General features: G+C 42.8%; 21 protein-coding genes. 19 read left to right on the forward strand and 2 right to left on the reverse strand.

Annotated features, from left to right (window positions below):
* Positions 1-49: 49 nt before the first annotated feature.
* The 10 genes from ABIB50_RS01840 (at position 50) to ABIB50_RS01885 (ending at position 10,333) form a co-directional block, all read left to right on the forward strand.
* The gene (locus ABIB50_RS01840) at positions 50-526 is read left to right on the forward strand and encodes an RNA polymerase sigma factor (protein WP_429376757.1); all 477 of its coding nucleotides are present in this window, start codon (positions 50-52) and stop codon (positions 524-526) included.
* A complete protein-coding gene (locus ABIB50_RS01845) occupies positions 510-1,088 on the forward strand; it encodes a hypothetical protein (RefSeq protein WP_429376759.1) in 579 nt (192 codons plus the stop codon). The genes ABIB50_RS01840 and ABIB50_RS01845 overlap by 17 nt, the downstream gene beginning before the upstream one ends.
* Complete coding sequence (locus tag ABIB50_RS01850) at positions 1,085-1,267, forward strand: hypothetical protein (protein WP_429376761.1); 183 nt, start codon at positions 1,085-1,087, stop codon at positions 1,265-1,267. The genes ABIB50_RS01845 and ABIB50_RS01850 overlap by 4 nt, the downstream gene beginning before the upstream one ends.
* Positions 1,268-1,333: 66 nt before the next feature.
* On the forward strand, positions 1,334-2,665 hold the full coding sequence (locus ABIB50_RS01855) for a sigma-54-dependent transcriptional regulator (protein ID WP_429376762.1): 1,332 nt from the start codon (positions 1,334-1,336) through the stop codon (positions 2,663-2,665).
* A gap of 256 nt (positions 2,666-2,921) precedes the next feature.
* Entirely contained in the window at positions 2,922-2,999 is a 78-nt protein-coding gene (gene kdpF / locus ABIB50_RS01860; protein ID WP_157540818.1) for a K(+)-transporting ATPase subunit F, read from the forward strand.
* Between the two features lie 12 nt (positions 3,000-3,011).
* Positions 3,012-4,730, forward strand: coding sequence for a potassium-transporting ATPase subunit KdpA (gene kdpA, locus ABIB50_RS01865; protein ID WP_429376764.1), 1,719 nt, complete (start codon positions 3,012-3,014; stop codon positions 4,728-4,730).
* A gap of 8 nt (positions 4,731-4,738) precedes the next feature.
* Complete coding sequence (gene kdpB, locus ABIB50_RS01870) at positions 4,739-6,772, forward strand: potassium-transporting ATPase subunit KdpB (RefSeq protein ID WP_429376766.1); 2,034 nt, start codon at positions 4,739-4,741, stop codon at positions 6,770-6,772.
* 11 nt (positions 6,773-6,783) lie between these two features.
* Positions 6,784-7,347 carry a K(+)-transporting ATPase subunit C gene (locus ABIB50_RS01875; RefSeq protein WP_429376767.1) on the forward strand — a complete coding sequence of 188 codons (564 nt, stop codon included), beginning with the start codon at positions 6,784-6,786 and terminating at the stop codon, positions 7,345-7,347.
* Positions 7,348-7,451: 104 nt separating this feature from the next.
* Positions 7,452-8,582 (forward strand): sensor protein KdpD, encoded by a 1,131-nt coding sequence (locus ABIB50_RS01880; protein WP_429376769.1) that lies wholly within the window; start codon positions 7,452-7,454, stop codon positions 8,580-8,582.
* A complete protein-coding gene (locus tag ABIB50_RS01885) occupies positions 8,579-10,333 on the forward strand; it encodes an ATP-binding protein (RefSeq protein ID WP_429376770.1) in 1,755 nt (584 codons plus the stop codon). The genes ABIB50_RS01880 and ABIB50_RS01885 overlap by 4 nt, the downstream gene beginning before the upstream one ends.
* 15 nt (positions 10,334-10,348) lie before the next feature.
* Here ABIB50_RS01885 and ABIB50_RS01890 read toward each other — a convergent pair whose 3' ends face one another.
* Both ABIB50_RS01890 and ABIB50_RS01895 read right to left on the reverse strand, forming a co-directional pair.
* Positions 10,349-10,639 carry an RNA recognition motif domain-containing protein gene (locus ABIB50_RS01890; protein WP_429376772.1) on the reverse strand — a complete coding sequence of 97 codons (291 nt, stop codon included), beginning with the start codon at positions 10,637-10,639 and terminating at the stop codon, positions 10,349-10,351.
* A gap of 80 nt (positions 10,640-10,719) precedes the next feature.
* Complete coding sequence (locus ABIB50_RS01895; protein ID WP_429376774.1) at positions 10,720-11,733, reverse strand: beta-ketoacyl-ACP synthase III; 1,014 nt, start codon at positions 11,731-11,733, stop codon at positions 10,720-10,722.
* Between the two features lie 107 nt (positions 11,734-11,840).
* Here ABIB50_RS01895 and ABIB50_RS01900 point away from each other — a divergent pair, with 107 nt between their 5' ends.
* From ABIB50_RS01900 to ABIB50_RS01940, 9 genes are all read left to right on the forward strand, one after another.
* Entirely contained in the window at positions 11,841-12,830 is a 990-nt protein-coding gene (locus ABIB50_RS01900) for a YihY/virulence factor BrkB family protein (protein ID WP_429376776.1), read from the forward strand.
* A 416-nt stretch (positions 12,831-13,246) separates the two neighbouring features.
* On the forward strand, positions 13,247-13,738 hold the full coding sequence (msrA, locus tag ABIB50_RS01905) for a peptide-methionine (S)-S-oxide reductase MsrA (protein ID WP_429376778.1): 492 nt from the start codon (positions 13,247-13,249) through the stop codon (positions 13,736-13,738).
* A 93-nt stretch (positions 13,739-13,831) separates the two neighbouring features.
* The gene (locus tag ABIB50_RS01910) at positions 13,832-16,180 is read left to right on the forward strand and encodes an ATP-binding protein (RefSeq protein ID WP_429376779.1); all 2,349 of its coding nucleotides are present in this window, start codon (positions 13,832-13,834) and stop codon (positions 16,178-16,180) included.
* Positions 16,181-16,238: 58 nt separating this feature from the next.
* Entirely contained in the window at positions 16,239-16,436 is a 198-nt protein-coding gene (locus ABIB50_RS01915; protein WP_429376780.1) for a hypothetical protein, read from the forward strand.
* Positions 16,433-18,226, forward strand: coding sequence for a DNA topoisomerase 3 (locus tag ABIB50_RS01920; protein WP_429376782.1), 1,794 nt, complete (start codon positions 16,433-16,435; stop codon positions 18,224-18,226). The genes ABIB50_RS01915 and ABIB50_RS01920 overlap by 4 nt, the downstream gene beginning before the upstream one ends.
* Positions 18,227-18,372: 146 nt before the next feature.
* A complete protein-coding gene (locus ABIB50_RS01925) occupies positions 18,373-19,617 on the forward strand; it encodes an efflux RND transporter periplasmic adaptor subunit (RefSeq protein ID WP_429376784.1) in 1,245 nt (414 codons plus the stop codon).
* The gene (locus ABIB50_RS01930) at positions 19,614-21,062 is read left to right on the forward strand and encodes a TolC family protein (protein ID WP_429376785.1); all 1,449 of its coding nucleotides are present in this window, start codon (positions 19,614-19,616) and stop codon (positions 21,060-21,062) included. Before ABIB50_RS01925 ends, ABIB50_RS01930 begins: the two co-directional genes overlap by 4 nt.
* A gap of 1 nt (position 21,063) precedes the next feature.
* The gene (locus ABIB50_RS01935) at positions 21,064-21,729 is read left to right on the forward strand and encodes an ABC transporter ATP-binding protein (protein ID WP_429376787.1); all 666 of its coding nucleotides are present in this window, start codon (positions 21,064-21,066) and stop codon (positions 21,727-21,729) included.
* 11 nt (positions 21,730-21,740) lie between these two features.
* Positions 21,741-22,979: an ABC transporter permease gene (locus ABIB50_RS01940; RefSeq protein ID WP_429376789.1), complete on the forward strand. Its 1,239-nt coding sequence runs from the start codon at positions 21,741-21,743 to the stop codon at positions 22,977-22,979.
* The last annotated feature ends 16 nt before the right edge of the window (positions 22,980-22,995 follow it).

Genomic DNA, 22,995 nt, shown 5'->3' on the forward strand with positions numbered 1-22,995 from the left:
ACATTTTAATATACCCCGTATCTAACGGGGCATATTTTTCAGAATAGTTATGGAATTTGAAGTGATCTATCGTACATACAGCCCACAAGTTTTTCGGATTTGTCTCGGCTATCTCAACGATGAGGAACAGGCCCGAGACCTGGTGCAGGAAACCTTCGTAGCTGTCTGGAAAAATCTTGATTCCTTTGAAAATAGGTCGAAGATAAGCACTTGGATCTTTCGCATCGCTACCAATAACTGCCTGCGCGCGCTTGAAAAATCCAGACGTTTTGTAACCACGGAACTGCCAGCCAACCTGCCGGCTTTAACTGAAACTGCGCCAGAAGCTGAACTGCATTTCCTGTATGCCTGCATAGCCGAACTGCCCGAGACAGATCGTATTGTTATCGCACTTGTACTTGAAGATTTGCCACAGGCCGAGATCGCGGATATTGTAGGGTTAAGCCCAGGCAATATCCGTGTCAAAATACACCGCATCAAGGAAAAACTCACCCTTAAATTTAAAGCACATGGACCATTTGATTGAGTTGAAAAAAATCTGGCGGGCTGCTGATACCCTCCAACTGCCAGATGCCGCAACCGTTGCCCTGGCTGCAAAAAAATACCGTAGCACACACCTGCGAAAAAAAATATGGCTGATTGGTATGGCCACTTTGTTGGGCGGATTGATGCTTTGGGTTATATATAATTATCATTCTACTCTGGTCAGTACAAGGATCGGGGAGGGGCTTACCCTGCTCTCTACAGTTATCTTTATTTTCACCAATACCCGTTCGTTAAATCGTCTTAACCGGGTTAATGATGTTGACAATAAGGTGTTTATAGCTTATCTGGAGCAGGTGTATAAAAATCGCCGCTATTTTTACCACGTTACGCAACCTATATGTTTTGCCTTAAGCACCGCAGGAATACTGCTCTACTTTTTTGAGCTGCTGCAGAATACCCCTTATCTGATCCCTGGTTATTGCCTAATAATGATCTATTTATTATTTATGTGGCTCTATGTCCGCCCACGAACCTTTAAGAAACAATCCGAAAAACTTGAACTTACCCGCCGACATATATCGGCCTTATCCGAACAATTATGAAAAAGAACATCAATACACCGTACTGGTGGCTTATCCCCACCGGCCTGCTTATTAATTCCGGCACTTTGTTTATTCATCATTTTCACCCTTTACCTGACTCCCTTTTAGGTATCCTACAAGGTATTGGTATCGCTCTGATGATTAGTGCGCTCCTTAAACAAAAGATCAAACCGGCGTGAAGGTTAGTTGTTAAAACGAATTAGGTGCAATCTGAATAAAGCATTAATATTGCAGAAAAATATGCTATGCAGAACACCATCCTGATCATTGATGACGAAAAAAAGCTAAACGATCTCTTATCGCGCATTATTGGTTTAGAAGGATACCGGGTTTTGCAGGCCTTTAATGGCAAAGATGGCTTAAGGTTAGTACAGCACGAAGACGTTTTGCTGGTACTCAGTGATGTAAAACTACCGGATATAAACGGTGTTGACCTGGTAAAAAACATCAAAGAAAAAAAGCCTTATGTAGAAGTGATCAACTTAACGGCCTATGGCACTATAGCTGATGGTGTAAGGGCCATCCAGAATGGCGCGTTCAATTATATTACGAAGGGGGATGACAATGATAAGATCATCCCACTGGTAAACCAGGCTATGGATAAGGCTGTACTGCAGTTCAATAAATTTCAGCAGGAAAAAAAACCGGGCGCCAAACACAGTTTTACCAATATTATAGGCAGTTCCAAAGCCATACAAGAGGCTATTTCGCTTGCGCGGAAGGTAGCCGCTACCGACACTACCGTATTGCTTTTAGGCGAAACGGGTACGGGTAAAGAAGTATTCGCATCATCCATACATTATGAAAGCCAACGACGGTTAATGCCATTTGTGGCGATAAATTGTAGCAGCTTTAGCGCAGAGCTTTTGGAGAGCGAGTTATTCGGGTATAAAGCCGGTGCATTTACCGGGGCCTTAAAGGATAAAAAGGGCTTATTTGAAGAGGCTCAGCATGGCACCATATTTCTCGATGAAATTGGCGAAATGAACCAGGAACTCCAGGCTAAGTTACTACGTGTATTGGAAAGCAAAACCTTTATTAAAGTTGGCGATACTCAAACTACCAAAGTAAATGTACGCATACTGGCTGCCACTAATCGCGACCTGAAAAAAGAAGCCGAAGCTGGCCAATTCCGGTTGGATCTATATTATCGCTTATCAGTATTTACTATATCCCTGCCATCACTTAATGACCGTAAGGGGGATATTGAATTACTGGCTAATTATTATTTAAAAGAATTTTCAGCTAAAGCGGGTAGGAGAGTGTTAAAAATGGATGCCGCATTTTCAGACCTGCTTAACCGCCATAATTGGAAAGGTAATATCCGCGAGTTAAAAAATGTAATGGAGCGTTTAGTAATACTGGCTGATGGTGATACCCTAACGACAGACTTATTGCCGCCCGACTTTAAATACGAAAACACCAACCCTAATGCGCTTGATCTGGCCAATATAGAGCGCCAACACATCCAAAAAGTGTTAGCTCATACTAACAGCAATAAAACTGAAACTGCACGTCTGCTGGGCATAGGCGTAACCACCCTTTATCGCAAGCTGGACGAGTACAAACTCAACTAATACTCATTCATAATGATAATGAACCCTTCCATTTTGGTAGGGTTTTCCTGTTTGTAGTTATCCCTTTCGTGTTTAATTTAATTGTAAGTAGTTGTTTATCAATTTCTTATAATGATAAATAATTTGTTGGTATTGCCTTTGCCATTAGTGGCAAAAACAATAACAAAATGATAATACTCATTCTTTTCTTCGCCATGCTCCTCGGCTGGTGGTTCATTTTTAAATCCATCGACTGGTTCGAAAAAATCTAAGCAACATGATCGCACTATTCATCATTTCTATCGCGGTTTTCATATACATGATATATGTGCTGCTTAAACCCGAAAAATTTTAATCTGAACACACAATGAACACAGAATTATTTGGAATCATTGCCTCGTTTGCCCTTATGCTGCTTATAGGCATACCGCTGGGCAAATACCTGGCAAAAATGTTTGCCGGCGAAAAGGTATGGACCGATTTTATGAAACCCTTAGAAAACGGTATTTATAAACTATCAGGAATCAATCCTAACGAGCCGATGAACTGGAAACAGTTTTTAAAAGCCATGATGGTTATTAACCTGCTTTGGCTGGTGTATGGCTTCTTTGTTTTGATGTATCAGGACAAGCTACCCCTTAACCCTGATGGCAACCCGGGTATGACCGCCGACCTGGCTTTTAATACCATCATTAGCTTTGTAGTGAACTGCAACCTGCAGCACTATAGCGGTGAAAGCGGGGCAAGCTATCTTATACAGCATTTTATATTTATGTTTCTGCATTTTGTAAGCGCTGCAACCGGCATTGCCTGCGCGGTAGGTTTATTTAAAGCGTTTCGGGATAAAACCACTAATGATTTGGGTAACTTCTGGAACTACTTTTTAAAAGCCATCACCCGATTGTTATTACCTATAGCAGTAGTAATTGCTTTAATATTGACCTTTAACGGTACTCCAAGCAGCTATGCAGGTAAAGATAAGTTCATATCGCTGCAAGGCGATACTGTAAACGTATCCCGCGGTCCTGCTGCACAGATGATCGCTATAAAACATTTGGGCACCAACGGCGGCGGGTGGTTTGGCGCAAACTCTACACATCCGCTGGAAAATCCAAACTACCTGACCAACATTACCGAGATCGTATCACAAATGATCATTCCTATCGCAATGGTTTTGTGCTTTGGCTATTTTATCCGTCGGAAAAAACTGGGTTGGGTGATCTTTGGGGTAATGATGGTTGGTGCCTTACTGCTAATCATCCCGAGCATCAGTAGTGAACTTGGTGGTAACCCCGCCATTGCTAAAATGGGCATAACTCAAACTACGGGTGCCATGGAAGGTAAAGAGGTGCGTATAGGCCCCATCGCTACAGCCTTCTGGAGTACTTTCACTACCATCGTATCAACAGGTTCAGTTAATGGTATGCATGACAGTACAATGGCGCTTACCGGACTATGGCAACTGTTAGGCATGATGATCAACGGTTTCTTTGGTGGTTGCGGTGTGGGTGTATTAAACTACTTTATCTACCTCATTATAGCTGTATTCATTTCCGGCCTGATGGTTGGACGAACTCCCGAGTTTTTGGGCCACAAAGTGGAAGCGCGTGAAGTCAAAATAGCAGCTTTGATAACTTTGCTTAGCCCATTCTTGATTATGGCCGGTACAGCTATCGCTGCGTATGTGTTCACTAATCACGGCAATGCCGACTGGACAGTTAAACCGTCAGCATGGTTAAATAACCCAAGCTTCCACGGCTTTAGCGAAATGCTTTACGAGATGACTTCGGCCAACGCCAACAACGGATCTGGCTTTGAAGGGCTGGGGGACAACAACATCTTCTGGAACGTTTCAACAGGTTTTATAATGTTATTGGGCAGGTTCCTGCCAATTATTGGCCCGGTGGTTATAGCAGGTTTGCTGGCACAGAAAAAATTTATCCCGGAATCAGCTGGTACATTAAAAGTTGATACAGTGACTTTCGGCCTCATGACCTTTGCAGTAATACTTGTTTTAAACGCATTATCATACTTTCCTGCTTTGGCATTAGGCCCTATTGCAGAGTTCTTTTCAATGCCTAAGTAATTAAACACATGAAAACTCAATCTAATAAATTATTTGAACCTGCTTTAGTGCAAACCGCGCTTAAACAATCGTTCATAAAACTGAACCCTAGAGTAATGCTTCGTAACCCGGTTATGTTTACCGTGGAAGTAGGTACTGCCATTATGCTATATATGAGCATTTACAGCTTTTTGCATACGGGTCAGGGTTCTTTTGCTTATAACCTTATCATTTTTACAGTACTGTTGTTAACGCTATTGTTTGCAAACTTTGCCGAGGCCATTGCCGAAGCACGTGGTAAAGCACAGGCCGATAGCTTGCGTAAAACCCGCGAGGAAACACCTGCTAAAGTATTGGTTGTAAATGGTTCGATCATCACGAAATCATCGAATGAATTACGCAAGGGAGACGTGTTTTTCTGCGAGGCTGGTGATACGATCCCTACGGATGGTGAAATTATCGAGGGGCTTGCAACCATTGATGAATCGGCAATCACCGGTGAATCTGCTCCGGTTATTCGCGAAGCGGGTGGTGATAAGTCATCCGTTACAGGTGGTACCAAGGTTTTATCAGACCAGATTAAGGTTAAAGTTACCACCGAGCCGGGCGAAAGCTTCCTGGATAAGATGATTGCACTGGTAGAAGGTGCTTCACGCCAGAAGACCCCGAATGAGATTGCACTAACCATACTGTTGGCCAGCTTTACACTGATCTTTATTATCGTATGCGTTACGCTTAAGCCTTTTGCTGATTATGCCAATACGCCAATCACCATTGCAGCCTTAATCTCACTCTTTGTTTGTTTAATCCCGACTACCATCGGTGGTTTGTTATCGGCCATTGGTATTGCCGGGATGGACAGGGCGCTGCGTGCCAACGTAATCACCAAATCGGGTAAAGCGGTAGAAACCGCAGGTGACATTGATGTATTGTTACTGGACAAAACAGGTACCATCACTATCGGTAATCGTAAAGCCACCCATTTTTGGCCGGCTTTAGATATCCTGCCGGAAGATTTGGTAAAAGCGGCGGTATTATCATCGTTAGCTGATGAAACCCCCGAAGGTAAATCCATAGTTGAACTGGCAAGTCAAAGCAAGATGACTATCACGCTTACCGCACCTGAAACTGCTGAATTTATCAAATTCACTGCCGAGACCCGTTCGAGCGGTATTAATACCCCGGACGGTATGCGGATACGTAAAGGTGCATTTGATTCTATCCGTAACCTATCAGTAAACGCAGGGCACAAGTTTCCTGATGATGTAGAGGAGCGCGTGAAAACCATCGCGTCTAACGGTGGTACGCCACTGGTAGTTTCGCAAAACGAAAAGGTCTTGGGTACAATAGAGTTACAGGATATCATTAAGCCCGGCATCGCCGAACGTTTTGAACGCCTACGTAAAATGGGTATCAAAACAGTAATGGTGACCGGTGATAACCCGCTGACTGCTAAATTTATTGCCGAAAAAGCAGGTGTTGATGATTTTATTGCCGAGGCTAAGCCTGAGGATAAAATGAATTACATTAAAGCCGAACAACAGGCTGGCCGCCTGGTAGCGATGATGGGTGACGGTACCAACGATGCGCCCGCACTGGCACAAGCCGACGTGGGTGTTGCGATGAACAGTGGCACACAGGCTGCGAAGGAAGCCGGTAATATGGTGGATCTGGATAACGATCCAACCAAGCTTATTGAGATTGTTGAGATAGGCAAACAGTTATTAATAACACGTGGTACGTTAACTACTTTCTCTATCGCAAATGACGTGGCTAAATACTTTGCCATTGTGCCGGCATTATTTATTGCATCTATTCCGGCCCTGCAGGCAATTAATATCATGAACCTGAACAGTCCTGAAAGCGCAATCCTGTCTGCAGTTATATTTAACGCCATCATTATCCCAATGCTTATACCACTGGCTTTAAAAGGCGTAGAGTACAAGCCAATTGGCGCCAGCGCATTACTTCGCCGGAACTTGCTTATCTATGGGTTAGGCGGTGTTATCGCACCATTTATAGGCATCAAGTTAATTGACCTGTTTATTTCATTATTCTTTTAATAATTAATATCATGAAATCAAATATTTTAAAATCCATCCGCATCACATTGGTGCTAACTGTGATCTTATGCGTGATCTACCCGGTCTTCATTATGTTCGCCGGTAAACTATCCAAAGGAAAGGGCGACGGCGAAACTATCGTCGTGAACGGCAAGGTGGTTGGTTATGCCAATGTGGGGCAAAGCTTTACCGAACCACAATACTTTTGGGGCAGACCGTCGGCAGTTAGCTATAACGCTGCCGGCTCAGCCGGATCAAACAAAGGGCCAAGTAATCCTGATTATTTAAAAGATGTGTCTAACCGTATCGATACGCTTTTAAAATATCACCCATATTTAAAACGTAGTGATATCCCTGCCGAGATGGTAACGGCATCGGGCAGCGGTCTTGACCCGGATATTTCGCCCGAAGCAGCTACGATTCAAATTAAGCGTGTAGCTGCTTATCGGAAGATCGACGAAGGTAAAGTAGAGGAATTAGTTAAAAACCACACCGAAGGCCCGTTATTAGGCTTGTTCGGCCCATCAAAAGTTAATGTGCTTAAATTAAATGTAGCTTTAGATGCACTAAAATAATATTGAATGTAAGCATGCGCCTAAATACTAATTGTTGTTGATTAGTTAGTTAAATGTGAGTGTGCAAAAAGGGGGGGAGCGACGCCCCTTTTATAGGTTAAATTATGGAAGAGGAAAATAAAGAGCAATCGGTTAAGCATTTTTTGGAGCTGATAAAAAGTTCAAGGCGTGGTAAGTTTAAGATCTACATTGGCATGAGTGCTGGCGTGGGTAAAACCTATCGTATGTTGCAGGAAGCACATGCCCTGTTGCGTAATGGGATTAATATACAGATCGGTTATATCGAAACCCACAATCGTTTAGAAACCCATGCTTTATTAGCGGGCCTGCCTTTAATTCCCCGGCGTAAAATATTTTATAAGGGTAAGGAACTGGAAGAAATGGACCTTAAGGCCATCCTTAACCGGCATCCCGAAGTTGTAATTGTTGACGAACTGGCCCATAGCAACATAGAGGGGAGTAAAAATAGTAAACGCTGGCAGGATGTAGTTGATATTTTAGAGGCCGGTATTAACGTCATTTCCGCGGTAAATATCCAGCACCTGGAAAGCATGAACGAGGAAATAGAAAAGATCACCGGGATCCCTATCACGGAAAGGGTACCGGACAAAGTCTTGGAAATGGCCGGCGAAATAGTGAATATAGATTTAACTGCAGATGAATTGATTGACCGCCTGAAGGATGGCAAGATTTACGATAAATCTAAAGTTGAGAGAGCCTTACAGAATTTTTTTCGTAGCGAAAAGATATTACAGTTAAGAGAAATAGCGCTAAAAGAAGTAGCACATCATTTAGAGCGTAAAATCGATATTGAAGTGCCCAAGCAGATTAAACTGCGCCCCGAAAAATTCCTGGCTTGCATATCATCCAATGCCGAGACATCAAAAGTGGTAATACGAAAAACTGCGCGCCTGGCATCGTATTACCGTTCGCCGTGGATAGTATTATATGTGCAAAGCAGCAGTGAAAGTTTGGACAAGATAAAGCTTGACAAACAACGATATTTGATTAATAACTTCAAGTTGGCCACCGAGTTGGGCGCCGAAGTGCTAAAAGTAAAAAGCGACCGGATAACACAAACAATAATGCAGGTAGCAAAAGAACGGGAGATAACTACAATATGTATCGGTAAACCGCACTTAAGCCTGTTCCAGGTAATTTTAAGGACACCTGTATTTAACGGCTTGCTTAAAAATATAGCAGCTACAGAAATTGATTTAGTAATACTATCATGAAAGTAAAAAATAAACTCCGCCTGGGCTTCGGCTTCCTGTTTATAGTGGTATTGGTGTTTGGCTTAATATCACTGTTTTATATCAACGAGATATCTAATAGCGCCAAGGTTATTTTAAAGGACAATTATGAGTCGTTGAATTTTACCAGAGATATGCGTACAATACTTGATGAAAAGGATTTTCCGTTAAGTAAAACAACGGCTAATAATTTTAACACCCTATTGGTAAAAGAAGAACATAATATTACAGAAGTTGGCGAGCTGGCCGCAGTGAAAAGTTTAAGGGGGGCCTTTGTTCAACTGCAGGATAAATCAGCCACACTTATCCAACTAAAACTATCAGAAAGACAAGCCCGAAAAGATCTCCGTGATATTGACGCGATAAACATGCATGCAATTGTTGTTAAGAATGACAAAGCACATACTTCGGTTGAAAACGCAAGTGTTTTCCTGGGTCTTGCCGGTGCGTTTACCTTCCTGGTGTTATTTAGTTTTAGCGTAAATTTCCCAAGCATAATTTCTAATCCTTTAAGCTCTTTATTGGATGGCATAAGAGAGATTGCGAAAAAGAATTACAAACAGCGTATTCACTTTGATCAAAACGATGAATTTGCAGAAGTAGCCAACGCGTTTAATGAAATGGCATGGCGACTGGATGAATGGGAGAACAGCAACCTCTCCAAGATCATGTCAGAAAAATTGCGCATCGAAACTATTATTGAGCAAATGCACGATGCCATCATCGGTATCAATGAAAAGCAGGAAATATTGTTTATAAATACTGCTGCTAAAGACATCCTGAATTTAAATACCGACAAGACCCAGGGGCGCCTGGTTACCGATATTGTTAAAACCAATGATCTGTTCCGCTCTATAATGGCCGAGGATAAAACAGGTAAGCCCTTTAAAATAGTGGTTGATGGTAAAGACGCGCATTTCCAGCTGGAAACGCGTGAGATAGCTGTCCCCAATTTGAACCCGGATCCTGACGAGACGTTAAAAATAGCCAAGAAACAAGTAGGCAAGGTTTACATCCTCAGAAACGTTACTGAGTTTAAAGAGCGCGACGAAGCCAAGACCAATTTCATAGCTACCATATCACACGAGTTAAAAACGCCTATCTCATCTATCAAAATGAGTTTAAAATTAATGAAGGATGAAAGGGTTGGGGCGCTCAATTCTGAGCAACAAGAGTTATTAGCCCATATCACCGATGATAGTGAGCGTCTGCTTAAAATAACCAGCGAACTGTTAGAGCTTTCACAGGTGGAAACAGGAAATATTCAATTAAACTTTGTTCCGGTAAAACCCGAACAGATCCTGGATTATGCTATCGCTTCGGTAAATTTTCAGGCCGAACAAAAAGGTGTGAAACTGGAGATTGTGAAAGATGAAGACCTGCCTTTATTAAATGTTGACGTAGAGAAAACCGCGTGGGTATTGGTGAACTTTTTATCGAACGCCTTGCGCTATAGTTCCGAACATTCAAAAATTACCATCAGCATAAAAAATAATAAGAACAAGGTGGAGTTTTCTGTAAAAGACCAGGGTAAAGGCATTGACGAGCAATATCAAAAACGTTTATTTGACCGTTATTTCCAGGTGCCTACTGACGGACAAAATAAATCTGGCTCGGGATTAGGCCTGGCTATCTCCAAAGATTTTATTGAAGCACAAAACGGAAAGATATGGGTAGAAAGCGCAGTTGGTGAGGGTAGTTTATTCGCTTTCTATTTACCGGTTAACGGGTAAGGATCAGCTATATCTTTACCGTTGTAGCCTGGGCCGTTTTTGTTTAACAACAGTTCCTGTTGGTGTAGTCTCTACTATACTCAGCCGTAACCCGCGCCCTGCCAGTGGGGTTCCATCCAGTTCAATAATGGCTTGCTCCGCTCCCTCGCGGTTTGCTATTTCGAGAAAGGCATATCCTTTACAGATTTTTGTTTTTTTATCGCGGACGATTTTAATAGTAACAACGTCTGCGTAAGGAGCAATGATTTGTACGATTTCAAGCTCGGTCATATCCAACGGAAAACCGCCGACAAATAATTTGATCATAATTATGGATGGTAAAAATTATAATTAGTCAATAGTATAAACGTAAATCTTTGCATCAGCAATTTAATAAACCGAAGTTACTATAAATTATGATGGCGTAATGTACCCCACTTTAAATAAGTGCTACCCCAGGTAAAACCTGCGCCGAATGCTGTTAATAAGATGTTATCACCGGCTGTAAAATCATCCTGGAAATCCCACAGACAAAGGGGGATAGTTGCCGCGGTTGTATTACCATACCGCTGGATATTAACCTTTACTTTTTCAAGCGGGAAATTTAACCGGTTGCCAACCGCATTGATAATGCGGAGGTTGGCCTGGTGCGGAATAATCCAATCAACATCCTGGTTGGTTAAGTTATTGCGTTCCATTATCTCCAAACAGGCATCGCTCATGCCCTTAATAGCGGCTTTGAAAACTGTTCGCCCATCCTGTTGGACATAGTTCCTACCCGCTGCCAATGTTTCGGTTGAAGCCGGTTCAAGCGAACCGCCAGCTGGAACAGAAAGGCAGGCGACACCCTTACCATCTGTTTTAAATAGATTGTCGATAACCCCAATGCCGGCGGTGGATGGTTCAAGCAGAACAGCGCCTGCGCCATCGCCAAAAAGGATACAGGTGTTACGGTCGCTATAGTTTACAATAGCACTCATTTGGTCAGCACCTATTACAATAACCTTTTTATATCGCTCACTTTCTATCAAGCTGGCACCCATGGAAAGCGCATATAAAAATCCGCTGCAGGCGGCATTCAGATCAAAACCCCAGGCGTTATTTAAACCGGCTTTTTCGCAAACCAAACTTGCCGCGGGAGCCAGCAACTGGTCGGGTGTCGATGTTGCCAATATCAGGCAATCTACCTCTTCGGCCGGCAGTCGGGAATCTTCCAGTAGTTTTTTAACAGCAAAAGCTGCCATATCTGAAGTAGCTAACAAAGGGTCGCGAAGGATGCGGCGTTCTTTTATGCCTGTTCGCTCAGTGATCCATTTGTCTGAAGTTTCGACCAGTTTTTCCAGATCTTCATTGGTTAATCTATCTTCGGGGACATAACCTCCGATCGCAGTAATCTCCGCGGTTATTCTTCTTTTATTCACAAATACTAAATACTTATAACTTTATAAAGGCAAAGATCGTTATTTAGTTTTAATAGAAACAATCTGGCGCGATTATGGGTTGGTAATCAAGCAGGTAATTTTATAACATGATTAAACTATACTTTACCAAACAAGCCATTAAAGATGGATTTACGATCTTAAAAGCAGCCTTTAGCGGCTTTATGAATGATTTGGCGCTTAAGTACAGTGCGTCGCTCGCCTATTACACCATTTTCTCGTTAGCGCCGCTATTATTGTTAGTAATCTCGCTGGCAGGGATCTTCCTTGGCAAAGACGCCATCCAGGGCAAGGTTTTTTTAGAGCTGAATGGCTTCGTAGGAAATGATGCGGCCATCCAAATCCAGGATATGATCAAGCATCTTGAAATGTCCGGCAAATCAACAATATCAGTTATTATTGGCGTTGTAACTTTACTTATTGGCGCGACCACTGTGTTTGGCGAAATACAGGAATCTATAAATATGATATGGCAGGTCAGGGCTAAGCCTAAAAAAGCATGGCTAAAGTTGGTAAAAGATCGCCTGTTGTCTGGTTCATTGATTGTTTCATTAGGTTTTTTGCTCCTGGTTTCACTACTGATTAATGGCGCGTTACTTGCTTTAAGCGATAAACTTAAAACCTTCCTGCCTGATATTACAGTGGTCATTTTTAACATTATTAATGTGTTAATCAGCTTTATTGTGATAACCGTCCTGTTCGGTGTTATCTTTAAAGTGCTGCCCGATGCAAAGATCAGTTGGAAAGACGTACGCTCAGGTGCCATCTTTACGTCGTTGCTGTTTATGTTTGGCCGCCTGGTTATTGGGATGTATGTTGGCATGTCAGCCAATAGTTCAACCTATGGTGCAGCGGGATCATTGATAGCCATTTTGCTGTGGGTTTATTACACTGCTGCTATCCTTTATTTCGGTGCAGAGTTTACCAAAGCCTATGTTGATTTTAAAGGCAAACGCATTGAGCCGGCAGCGTATGCTGTACATGTTGAACTAACTGAAGAAGAAAGAGCCGTTAAGGTGCTGCCAAAGAAAAAAGATAAGAAAACCGGCGAAACGTTAAGCCGGAGAAGTAAGTCGTAGTGATTGTACTTCCACTGAAAGGCTTCGGAAGCCTCTTTGTTTAACATCGTGATCCAGAAAATAGTGGATCAAAATGGATCAACCGAATCAGGTTTTTTACTTAAATATTTGAAAATTAGCAATTTGGTAAAAACAGGTGGATCAAAATGAATCGCCTTTTAAGTCAGAAATTTTACAGATAAATCACTATTAATTATTTAATAATCAATTGATTGCAAAAACGCCGGTTTTATAAGCGCGGATCAAAATTTTTGGATCAGGATGGATCAAGATTTTTGGCCCAGCGAAATAAATTATGTCCTGATTGTTTGAGGTTTTTTCTGTGATCATATTAAAGCAATCTAATTTGATTGTATCATGTTTTAATTAAAAAAGCAATTTACTCTTTCGTACTTTTGTTATTTAATTAGAACGATATGAATACTGAAAAAGCCATTCTGGCAGGCGGTTGCTTTTGGGGAGTAGAAGAGTTACTACGTCATTATCCCGGCGTTATTTCAACAGTAGTAGGTTATACAGGCGGCGATGTCCCTAATGCTACTTATAGAAACCATGGCACGCATGCCGAGGGGATAGCGATAACCTTTGACCCGGCGCAGCTATCTTATCGCAAACTATTGAAGTATTTTTTCCAGATCCATGATCCAACTACACGTAACAGGCAGGGCAACGACATTGGTGCATCTTATCGTTCGGCCATATTTTATCTGGATGAAACACAACGTGAAACAGCCAACGAGTTAATTGCAGAAATGGAAGCCTCTGGAATATGGCCCGGCAAGATCGTTACTGAGGTAGTACCTGCAACTGATTTTTGGGATGCCGAGGCTGAGCACCAGGACTATTTACAAAAGAACCCCTACGGCTATACCTGTCATTTTGAACGACCCGAATGGAAACTGAAGTGATTATAAAAGTTTAAACTTTATATTATAGGTAGCCCATTATGTTAATTTAAATTTAGCACTTTTAGCTATATTTTTATTACACAGTTACACCTGATGATTTCGTCTAAAATACGCCTTGTTATATTATTGACAGGGTGCTTATCGTTCTGCTTCACTGCTTATGCCCAACCAAGTGCAAAAGATGGGGTGCTGGACCTTCGGCAGAACGATTTGGATGGAGAGGTAGAGCTAAACGGCGAGTGGCAATTTTACTGGCAACAGTTTGTTAACCCTGCCGCGATACCTGCAAAAAGTGATGTGCGGGTGCAGTTCCCTTTTTTATGGAACGGTTATTTACTCAATGGGCATAAGTTGCCATCGTTTGGTTATGCCAGTTATGTTTTAACGATAGTAATGCCAAAACATACTGCGCCACTAAGAATGTCTGTGCCGGATGTTTATTGTGCTTATCGGCTTTATTTAAATGGCAAACTGATAGCAAGCAATGGTAATGCCACCCAAGGACCGGATGGCTTCCGGGCACATTGGCAATACCGTGCTGTGGACTTACCTGCGAATACAGACACTTTGCGACTGGTGCTACATGTATCCAATTTTGTACATTATCGCGGTGGCGTAAAGTCACCTTTGGCGTTAGGGCCGAAGGCGCCGATGGAACTGGCACGGCAGCGTAGTGAGGCCATCGATTTGCTGTTAACAGGCTGCTTATTTATGGGTGGGTTGTTTTTCCTGGGGCTCTATATTTTTGGCAACCGCGACAAAGCGGTATTGATGTTTTCACTCTATGCCATCGTTTACAGCTACCGCATTATAGGTACAGATAATTATGTGCTGCACAGTTTATTTCCTGATCTGAACTGGTATGTAGCAGTAAGGTTGGAATATATGAGCTTGTTTGCCGGTATTGGTATTTTTGGACTATACTGCCGTTATTTATATCCTGCTGATAGTAATAAGAAAGTAATCGCTGCTATTACAATTGTTTGTTTTGTTTTTACAGGGATCTCACTGTTTTTTCCGGCTTATTATTTCTCGCAACTCGTCAACCCTTTCCTGGTAGTAATGGTGTTTTGTTTAGTATATGTGCCATACCTGTATATTAAAGCGTGGCGGCTTAAACGGCCGGGCTCAATATATTCACTGGCTAGTTCGCTGGCGCTGATGGGGGTGTTTGCTATATCCCTTTTACATTACTGGAATATCGTACCACAGTTACAGCTGCTTAGTTTTATTGGTTATATCAGTTTTTTCTTTTTGCAGTCGTTGGTTTTATCCCATCGGGTATCATTTGTATTAACGCGAGCACGGCATGAAGCAGAACAGGGGCTTGTTGCTAAAAGCGAGTTCCTGAGCACGATGAGCCACGAGATCAGGACACCGCTGAACTCTGTTATCGGTATAGGGCATTTGTTACTGGAGAATGATCCTCGCCCTGATCAGCAGGCACAATTACAAACGATGATCTTCTCGGCAAATAACCTGCTTGGTATTGTAAATGATATCCTGGATTATAATAAGATTGAAGCTGGAATGGTGACTTTTGAAAATATTCCGACAGACCTGCCAGCTATAGCCAGGAATATAGTTAATAGTTTAGCGACCATAGCGCAAGATAAAGCGATAGACCTACGGTTAAATATAGATTCGGAGCTGGACTTTATGGTTAATGCCGATCCTACGCGGATTGCCCAGGTGCTGACCAATTTGGTGCATAACGCTATTAAATTTACTAATACCGGTGAAGTATTAGTTACGCTGGGGCTTAAGAAGCGTAGCGAAACAGAGTTAACTGTTCGCTTTGGGGTAAGGGATACAGGTATTGGTATTTCGCTCAAAAACCAGGCATTAATTTTTGATCGCTTTACGCAGGCAGACTCATCCACCTCACGCAGTTTTGGTGGTACCGGGCTTGGCCTCGCTATCAGCAAACGGTTGCTGGAATTGCAGGATAGCCAATTACACCTTGAAAGCGAAGAAGGGAAAGGCGCTTACTTTTATTTTGATCAAATATTTGCGCCCGGTGGGCAGTCATTGATGGTAGCCGCACCGGCAGGGCAGGCGCCGGCTAACCCGGCAGCTTTTAGTGGCTTGTCGATTTTATTAGTCGAAGACAATATATTAAATGTGATGGTAGTGCAAACTTTTCTGAAAAGGCGCGGTGCGGTTATCGATGTTGCAGGGAATGGACAGGAGGCTTTGGCAATGTTGGATACGAGCAAGCACCGGCTAATTTTAATGGACCTGCATATGCCCGTCATGGATGGCTATGAGGCGGCGCGGCGTATCCGGGCCAAAGGTATTACTATTCCAATCATCGCTTTGACGGCCAACCTGCCGCAAGATATACAGGACGAAGTCCATGCTGCCGGTATTGATGATATTGTTGTTAAACCCTTCCTGCCGGATGAACTATACCGTAAAGTGCTGCATTACGTAAGTTAGCAATAGTGTTTAAAACTTCTTTTTGCCAGAAGTGGCCAATAAACTATTTTTAGCGGTGATGAAATACCAGGAAGGACAACAGGTGATATTATTAACGCTGGAGGGTAAACCTGCAGCAGGTAAAGCAGTGGTGGAACAGGTTGATCTAGAAAACGAATATTATACAGTTCGCCATTATTTACGCGAGGACGCACAGCCCGAACTGATCGGTAACGTAGTGGAAGGTCGGTTGGTCGTTTTTGCTGACTTCGCATGAAAGTAATTATAGCCGAGAAACCATCGGTAGGGCGCGAGATAGCCAAGGTATTTGGCGCGACCACGAAGCACGATGGTTATATCGAGGGTAAAGGCTATACTTTTACCTGGGCTTTTGGCCATTTGCTACAACTGGCTGCGCCGCAGGAATATGGTTATTATGGCTGGAACGTGCAGCATTTGCCGATGCTGCCGACCAAATTTAAATTATCAGTACGTAAATCAAACGGAAAAGAAGATGCCGGCGCAAGGAAGCAGCTGGATATCATAGCCAAGCTTTTTGATGAAGCTACCGAAATTATTGTAGCTACGGATGCCGGACGGGAAGGCGAGCTCATCTTTCGTTATATCTATTATTACCTCAAATGTAAAAAGCCTTTTAAAAGGTTATGGATCTCATCGCAAACTGATGCGGCTATTAAGGACGGCTTTCGTAACCTGAAGCCCGGGACCGATTATGATACGTTATTCAATTCGGCACATTGCCGTTCACAGTCCGACTGGTTGGTAGGGATGAACGCGACCCAGGCTTTGAGCCTGGCTTCGGGTAATAAAGGGGTATTGTCGCTCGGCAGGGTGCAAACGCCCACACTGGCGATGATCTGTGCACGTTATTTAGAAAACAAGACTTTTGTGCCGCAGCTTTATTACCAGGTAGTTATTCAACCTGTAAAGGATGAACAGATATTTAAAGCCATTTCTGAAAAGAATTATAAAACCCGCGAGGAAGCCGAAACGATACTGGCATTGGTAGGGGTTACTGCCAACGTGGCCTCGGTTGAAGCCAAACCCCGCAAAGAACCGCCACCGTTATTGCATGACCTAAGCAGCTTGCAACAGGAAGCCAATAAGCGAAAAGGCTTCACTGCCGACCAAACACTTAACTTATTACAGAATTTGTATGAAAGCAAGCTGGTAACTTATCCACGTACCGGCAGCCGCTATATAGGTGATGATGTATTTGCCGAGGTACCTGCGCTTATTAATAAGTTTCTGGAACATCCCGAGTTTGGTAAGCAGGCAAATTTGCTTTCGGCGGCCAAATTGAATAAACGGAGTGTCAACGCTAAGAAGGTTACAGATCACCATGCTATTTTACCAACGGGCGAAAAACCTTATCAACTAAGCGATGATCACCAGGCCATTTATGATATGGTAGCGGGCCGTATGTTAGAAGCTTTTCATAGCGATTGTATAAAAGAGGTTACTAAAATAATATTGGTGTCCGGATCTAAGTTCATGGCCAGTGGCACCGTGATCCAGGCAGCTGGCTGGCGCGCGGTTTTTAATGATAAAGACGAAGAAAAAAAGGACGAGGAAAATGCTACATTGCCCAAAGTTACCCAGGGCGAAGACCTGCCGGTGACTGCCAGCGGTGTACTAGAAAAACAGACCAAACCCAAACCACTTTATAATGAAGCTTCGCTGCTAAAGGCGCTGGAAACCGCGGGTAAAGAGATAGAAGATGAAGAATTGCGGGAAGCGATGAAAGAAAGCGGCTTAGGCACACCTGCCACCCGTGCCAATATCATCGAAACCCTTTTAACCAGAAAATATATCCTGCGCGAAAAGAAGAATCTGGTACCTACCGAAACAGGCCTCTCTGTTTACGAAATAGTGAAGCACCAGCAAATTGCACAGGCCGAACTTACTGGCAACTGGGAGAAGCGCCTCGAGCAAATTCGCGGCGGGGCATCCGTTGCAGAGTTTCAGGAAGAGATCAAAACCTATACCCGGGCAATTACAAAAGAGTTATTAGCCTCCGGCAAAAATATGCTCGTTAAGGCTTGATCTGCATAAAGCCTATTTTGTCCGATTTTGGGAAAGTTAGTCCGGTATCGATCGCTTTTAAATTTCTTTGTTTTATAAGTTACTGACAATAAGATTATTAACATTGGTACGCCTATTGCAAAATGCCATGCAATACAAAGTACTATATGGATAAAGAAATTACACAAGAAGTAGCGGCCAAAAACAAGAGGAAAGGATTGTTTATTGGGGTAGCCGTAATCATCATATTGGCGGGTTTAATATGGGGGCTAAGATCCACCTTTAAATCAACCATAAAAAGGTCAGAGATCACAACATCGGTAGTAGCTATAGGTAATGTCGAAAATACATTAAACGCAACAGGCGAAGTACTACCCGAATTTGAAGAGATACTAACCAGCCCTATTAACGCTTCCATAAAAAATGTAATAATGGATGCCGGGCATAATGTAAAGGCCGGACAGTCTATCTTATCGTTGGATAAGTCAGCTACCCAAACCGACTACGAAAAATTAAAGTTCCAGTTAGAGTCTAAACAGAACGAGATCAAAAAGCTAAAGCTTGATCTGAATAAAAGTTTTTTCGATATCCGGTCGAACAATGATATCAAGCAATTACACATTAGCAACCTTACAGACGCGGTGCAGAATGCCAAACGCCTGTTTGCAGCCGGTGGCGGCACCCGCGAAGGTATTGAGCAGGCTGAATTGAACCTGAAAGTGGCACAGCTTGAAAAGAAACAGCTGGAAAACGAGATCAAAAATAAGCAGCAAACCATGCAGATAGAGATCAGGGAAGCAGAGATAGCTGCCCGGATTTTGGCAAGTGATGGTGACGCGCTGCAGCGTAAATTAAATTTAGCTAACATCATAGCTACCCGGGCTGGCGTAGTTACCTACGTTAACAAAAATATCGGTGCCAACGTAAGGGAGGGCGAGGCCATTGCCCGTATCGCCGACCTGGGCAGCTTTAAAGTTCAGGGGAGTATCTCCGATAATTCATTAGGCCAACTGCATAGCGGCTTACCGGTAATTGTTTTGGTGAATGACGTGCAGTTGCGCGGTAGGGTTATTAATGTATCGCCATCGGTGCAAAATAGTGTGATATCATTTGATATACAGCTTGACGACCGCAACAGTAAAGAGCTTCGCCCTAATATGAAGGTTGATGTGTACTTAGTTACTGCTGCGCATAGCCACGTTATGCGGGTAGCTAATGGCCCGGCATTTAAAGGCCCATCTGTTCAGGATATATTTGTAGTAAACAACGGTAAAGCTGAGCGTAGAACTGTACACATCGGCCTGACTAATTTTGATTATGTGGAATTGTTGGATGGCGTAAAACCTGGCGATACGATTATCACATCGGATATGGCCGAATATAAAAATTCAAAGGAGGTAACAATTCAATGAGGTTTTTAATATTGATCATATTGCTTTTTACAGGTCGCGTAGCATACGGGTTAGATACTTTGCGTCTGTCATTAAAACAAGTTGTGGAGATGGCTAAGGATAACTCTATAGCTGCCAAGCAAGCCTCTACTACCCGCGAAACTAAATATTGGCAATGGCGCACGTTCAAGTCAAACTATCAGCCACAACTATCGCTAAGTGGTACTTTACCGGGATACACTAAAACCAGCACACCGGTAGTACAGCCGGACGGTACTATATTGTTCCAGCCTATCCATTACGATAACTCGGCTTTGAACCTTAATTTTAGTCAGACTATAACCGCTACCGGTGCTACAATTTACGGCACCACTCAATTACAAAGGTTTGATGATTTTAACCGAAACAGCGTACTATACAACGGTGTACCTTATGCCATAGGCTTTACCCAGCCGTTGGGCCAGTTTAACGCGCTTAAATGGGATAAAAAGATCCAGCCGTTATTATATAACGAAAGCATCCAGGCGTATGTTGAAGCACAGGAAACTATCTCTATTAAAGTAACGGGCTTCTTTTTCGACCTGCTGTTGGCACAGGTTAATTTAGAAACTGCAACTGCCAGCTTAGTCAACACCCAAAAGATATTGAAGGTAGCCAACCTGAAATTTGAATTAGGTAAAGTATCTAAAAACGAAATATTACAACTACAATTAGAATTGCTTAACGCTAAAAAAGGTGTAGGCACTGCTACGCGGGATGTGGAGATAGCAACACTTAACCTGCGCAGTTATACAGGACAAGAGGGCGATGCTAAAATTGTATTGATGATGCCCGAGTTTATTAGCCAAATGACGGTATCGGCAGATAGAGTATTGACCGAGGCTTTCGCCAACCGGTCAGACGCCATAGCTTTTATCCGTAAAATAGCCGAAGCTAAACGCGATGTCGCATTGGCCCGCGGGCAAACAGGTTTAACCGCGACGTTAATGGCTAATGTGGGTACGTCAAACTCATCGCCGGATGTGCCGGGTATATATCGTTCGCCGCAAAATCAACAATTATTACAGCTGCAATTCTCTATCCCGGTATTGGATTGGGGCCGATCAAAAGCCAAAATAAAAACAGCCGAGGCTAACCAGAAATTCACCGAATACTCGGTAGAACAGGATAAGCAAACCTTTAAGCAGCAAATAGTAACGCAGGTAAGCTTATTTAATGTGATGAAAGAACAGCTGGCCTACACTGCGGAAGCAGACAGCATCGCGTCTGAAAAATATAAAATAGCCCGCGACAGGTATTTATTAGGCGACCTAAGTATTACCGACCTCGGTATCGCATCCCAGGAGAACGACCAGGCAAAGCGCGATTATGTGCAATCGCTGCGCGACTTCTGGAGTGCATACTACCAACTACGATACCTATCGTTATATGACTTTGAACAAAACCAAAAAATCACTTATAAATAATATGATACAATTAAAAAACATAGAAAAAGTTTACCGTACCAGCACGGTTGAAACATTGGCCCTAAACAGCATTAGTTTAGAGGTTGCCAAAGGCGAGTTTCTGTCAATTATGGGGCCATCGGGTTGTGGCAAAAGTACGCTGCTAAATATTATGGGGCTGCTGGATGCCCCTTCAAAAGGAAGCATCACCATAGATAACCAGGGTACCGGAAATATGAAAGATAAGGTACTGGCGGGTTTCCGTAACAAAAAGTTGGGTTTCATTTTTCAGAGCTACCATTTGATCAATGACCTATCGGTTTTAGATAATGTGGAACTGCCATTACTTTATCGCGATAGCACAGCTAAAGAACGCCGCCAGTTAGCTACTGAAGCGCTGGAGAAAGTTGGCCTGGCTAATAGGATGAAACATTTTCCTAACCAATTATCGGGCGGGCAAAAGCAACGTGTGGCTATTGCCCGCGCAATTGTCGGTCGTCCCGAAATTATACTGGCCGATGAGCCTACCGGTAACCTTGACAGCGCTATGGGTAACGAGATCATGGACATTTTAATGCAGCTTAATGAAAAAGACGGTACTACCATAGTAATGGTTACGCACGACGAAAATATGGCGCATAAAACGCACCGTTTGGTTAGGTTATTTGATGGTTCACAAGTTCAATAAAGGATTAGATCATGCTTAAAAACTACTTTAAAATAGCCATAGCGGTACTAAGGCGGAGGAAGTTCTTCACCTTTATCAGCCTCTTCGGCATTAGCTTTACGCTTACCATATTGATGGTGCTTACAGCGTTTATGGATAACATTATAAACCCAACCTACCCGGACATGAAACGCGACCGGTCACTATATATTGGCCGGCTTGAATTACGTAACGCCAAACAAGGCTGGATAAATACATCCTCTTCGTCCTTTTACTTTTTAACGCATTACGCAGGTAGCATGAAAAGGCCGGTTAAAATGGCCATATCATCAGGTTCCAGTTCATCAAACGCGTATGTTAATAATAAGAAGATAGTTGTTGGTATTAAATATACCAACGCTGATTTTTGGGGAGTTGCTGATTTTGATTTCCTGGTGGGTAAGCCTTATACTAAACCTCAGGTTGACCAGGCACAGCGTGTAGCTGTAATAGGCCAAACTACCAAAACCAATTATTTTGGCGACGAACCTAACGTAGTTGGTAAATATATTGAGGTTGATAACATTAAGTACCGGGTTATAGGTGTGGTAAAAGATGCACCGCTTAGCAGTGATGCTTATTATGCTAATATGTATGTGCCCTATACATTGTCAAAAAGTGATTATAAATCTACAGGGCACCAGGGTGAATTTGGGGCAGTTGTATTAGCTGAGTCAACCGATGACGTTGTGAAGATCCAGCAGGACTATGCGCAGATAGTAAAAAGGATACCTACTAACAGTAAAGAAATGGATCAAATATTCAGCAATGCAGATACTCATTTCAGAACTATAGTGCGCAATGTTTTTGGTAATGGCCCCGAGTCGGGCTTTGGCAGGTTCCTGCTTTTTATATCAGGTGCTATCTTCCTGTTTATGTTGTTGCCAACAATTAACCTGGTAAATATCAACATCACCCGTATTATGGAACGCTCGTCAGAGATAGGGGTGCGTAAAGCATTCGGTGCATCATCAAAAACTTTGGTTTACCAGTTTATTATCGAGAATATTATTTTAACGGTTATAGGCGGCATTTTCGGTGTGATATTTTCGGTAATATCCTTGCAACTGATAAATGAGTCGGGCCTTATAGATGGGCTGCATTTAACATTAAATTTCACCATACTGTTTTATGGCTTTTTAACCTGCTTGTTGTTTGGTTTATTATCAGGAGTTTACCCGGCCTGGCGTATGTCAAAACTTAACGTGGTACGGGCCTTAAAGGCGCAATAATTAATAGTTAATCCTT

Origin of the sequence: Mucilaginibacter sp. UYCu711 (assembly GCF_050433825.1) — a bacterium.
In the GTDB taxonomy this organism is placed as follows: domain Bacteria; phylum Bacteroidota; class Bacteroidia; order Sphingobacteriales; family Sphingobacteriaceae; genus Mucilaginibacter.

Excerpts from the sequence above, each read along its gene's own strand:
- msrA (WP_429376778.1), top strand. The coding sequence starts at position 13,247 with ATGAATACTGAAAAAGCCATTCTGGCAGGCGGTTGCTTTTGGGGAGTA.
- ABIB50_RS01840 (WP_429376757.1), top strand. The coding sequence starts at position 50 with ATGGAATTTGAAGTGATCTATCGTACATACAGCCCACAAGTTTTTCGG.
- ABIB50_RS01845 (WP_429376759.1), top strand. The coding sequence starts at position 510 with ATGGACCATTTGATTGAGTTGAAAAAAATCTGGCGGGCTGCTGATACC.
- ABIB50_RS01850 (WP_429376761.1), top strand. The coding sequence starts at position 1,085 with ATGAAAAAGAACATCAATACACCGTACTGGTGGCTTATCCCCACCGGC.
- ABIB50_RS01890 (WP_429376772.1), bottom strand. The coding sequence starts at position 10,639 with ATGATCAAATTATTTGTCGGCGGTTTTCCGTTGGATATGACCGAGCTT.
- kdpB (WP_429376766.1), top strand. The coding sequence starts at position 4,739 with ATGAAAACTCAATCTAATAAATTATTTGAACCTGCTTTAGTGCAAACC.
- ABIB50_RS01910 (WP_429376779.1), top strand. The coding sequence starts at position 13,832 with ATGATTTCGTCTAAAATACGCCTTGTTATATTATTGACAGGGTGCTTA.
- ABIB50_RS01920 (WP_429376782.1), top strand. The coding sequence starts at position 16,433 with ATGAAAGTAATTATAGCCGAGAAACCATCGGTAGGGCGCGAGATAGCC.
- ABIB50_RS01935 (WP_429376787.1), top strand. The coding sequence starts at position 21,064 with ATGATACAATTAAAAAACATAGAAAAAGTTTACCGTACCAGCACGGTT.
- ABIB50_RS01855 (WP_429376762.1), top strand. The coding sequence starts at position 1,334 with ATGCAGAACACCATCCTGATCATTGATGACGAAAAAAAGCTAAACGAT.
- ABIB50_RS01925 (WP_429376784.1), top strand. The coding sequence starts at position 18,373 with ATGGATAAAGAAATTACACAAGAAGTAGCGGCCAAAAACAAGAGGAAA.
- ABIB50_RS01940 (WP_429376789.1), top strand. The coding sequence starts at position 21,741 with ATGCTTAAAAACTACTTTAAAATAGCCATAGCGGTACTAAGGCGGAGG.
- ABIB50_RS01915 (WP_429376780.1), top strand. The coding sequence starts at position 16,239 with ATGAAATACCAGGAAGGACAACAGGTGATATTATTAACGCTGGAGGGT.
- ABIB50_RS01930 (WP_429376785.1), top strand. The coding sequence starts at position 19,614 with ATGAGGTTTTTAATATTGATCATATTGCTTTTTACAGGTCGCGTAGCA.
- kdpA (WP_429376764.1), top strand. The coding sequence starts at position 3,012 with ATGAACACAGAATTATTTGGAATCATTGCCTCGTTTGCCCTTATGCTG.
- ABIB50_RS01875 (WP_429376767.1), top strand. The coding sequence starts at position 6,784 with ATGAAATCAAATATTTTAAAATCCATCCGCATCACATTGGTGCTAACT.
- ABIB50_RS01885 (WP_429376770.1), top strand. The coding sequence starts at position 8,579 with ATGAAAGTAAAAAATAAACTCCGCCTGGGCTTCGGCTTCCTGTTTATA.
- kdpF (WP_157540818.1), top strand. The coding sequence starts at position 2,922 with ATGATCGCACTATTCATCATTTCTATCGCGGTTTTCATATACATGATA.
- ABIB50_RS01880 (WP_429376769.1), top strand. The coding sequence starts at position 7,452 with ATGGAAGAGGAAAATAAAGAGCAATCGGTTAAGCATTTTTTGGAGCTG.
- ABIB50_RS01900 (WP_429376776.1), top strand. The coding sequence starts at position 11,841 with ATGATTAAACTATACTTTACCAAACAAGCCATTAAAGATGGATTTACG.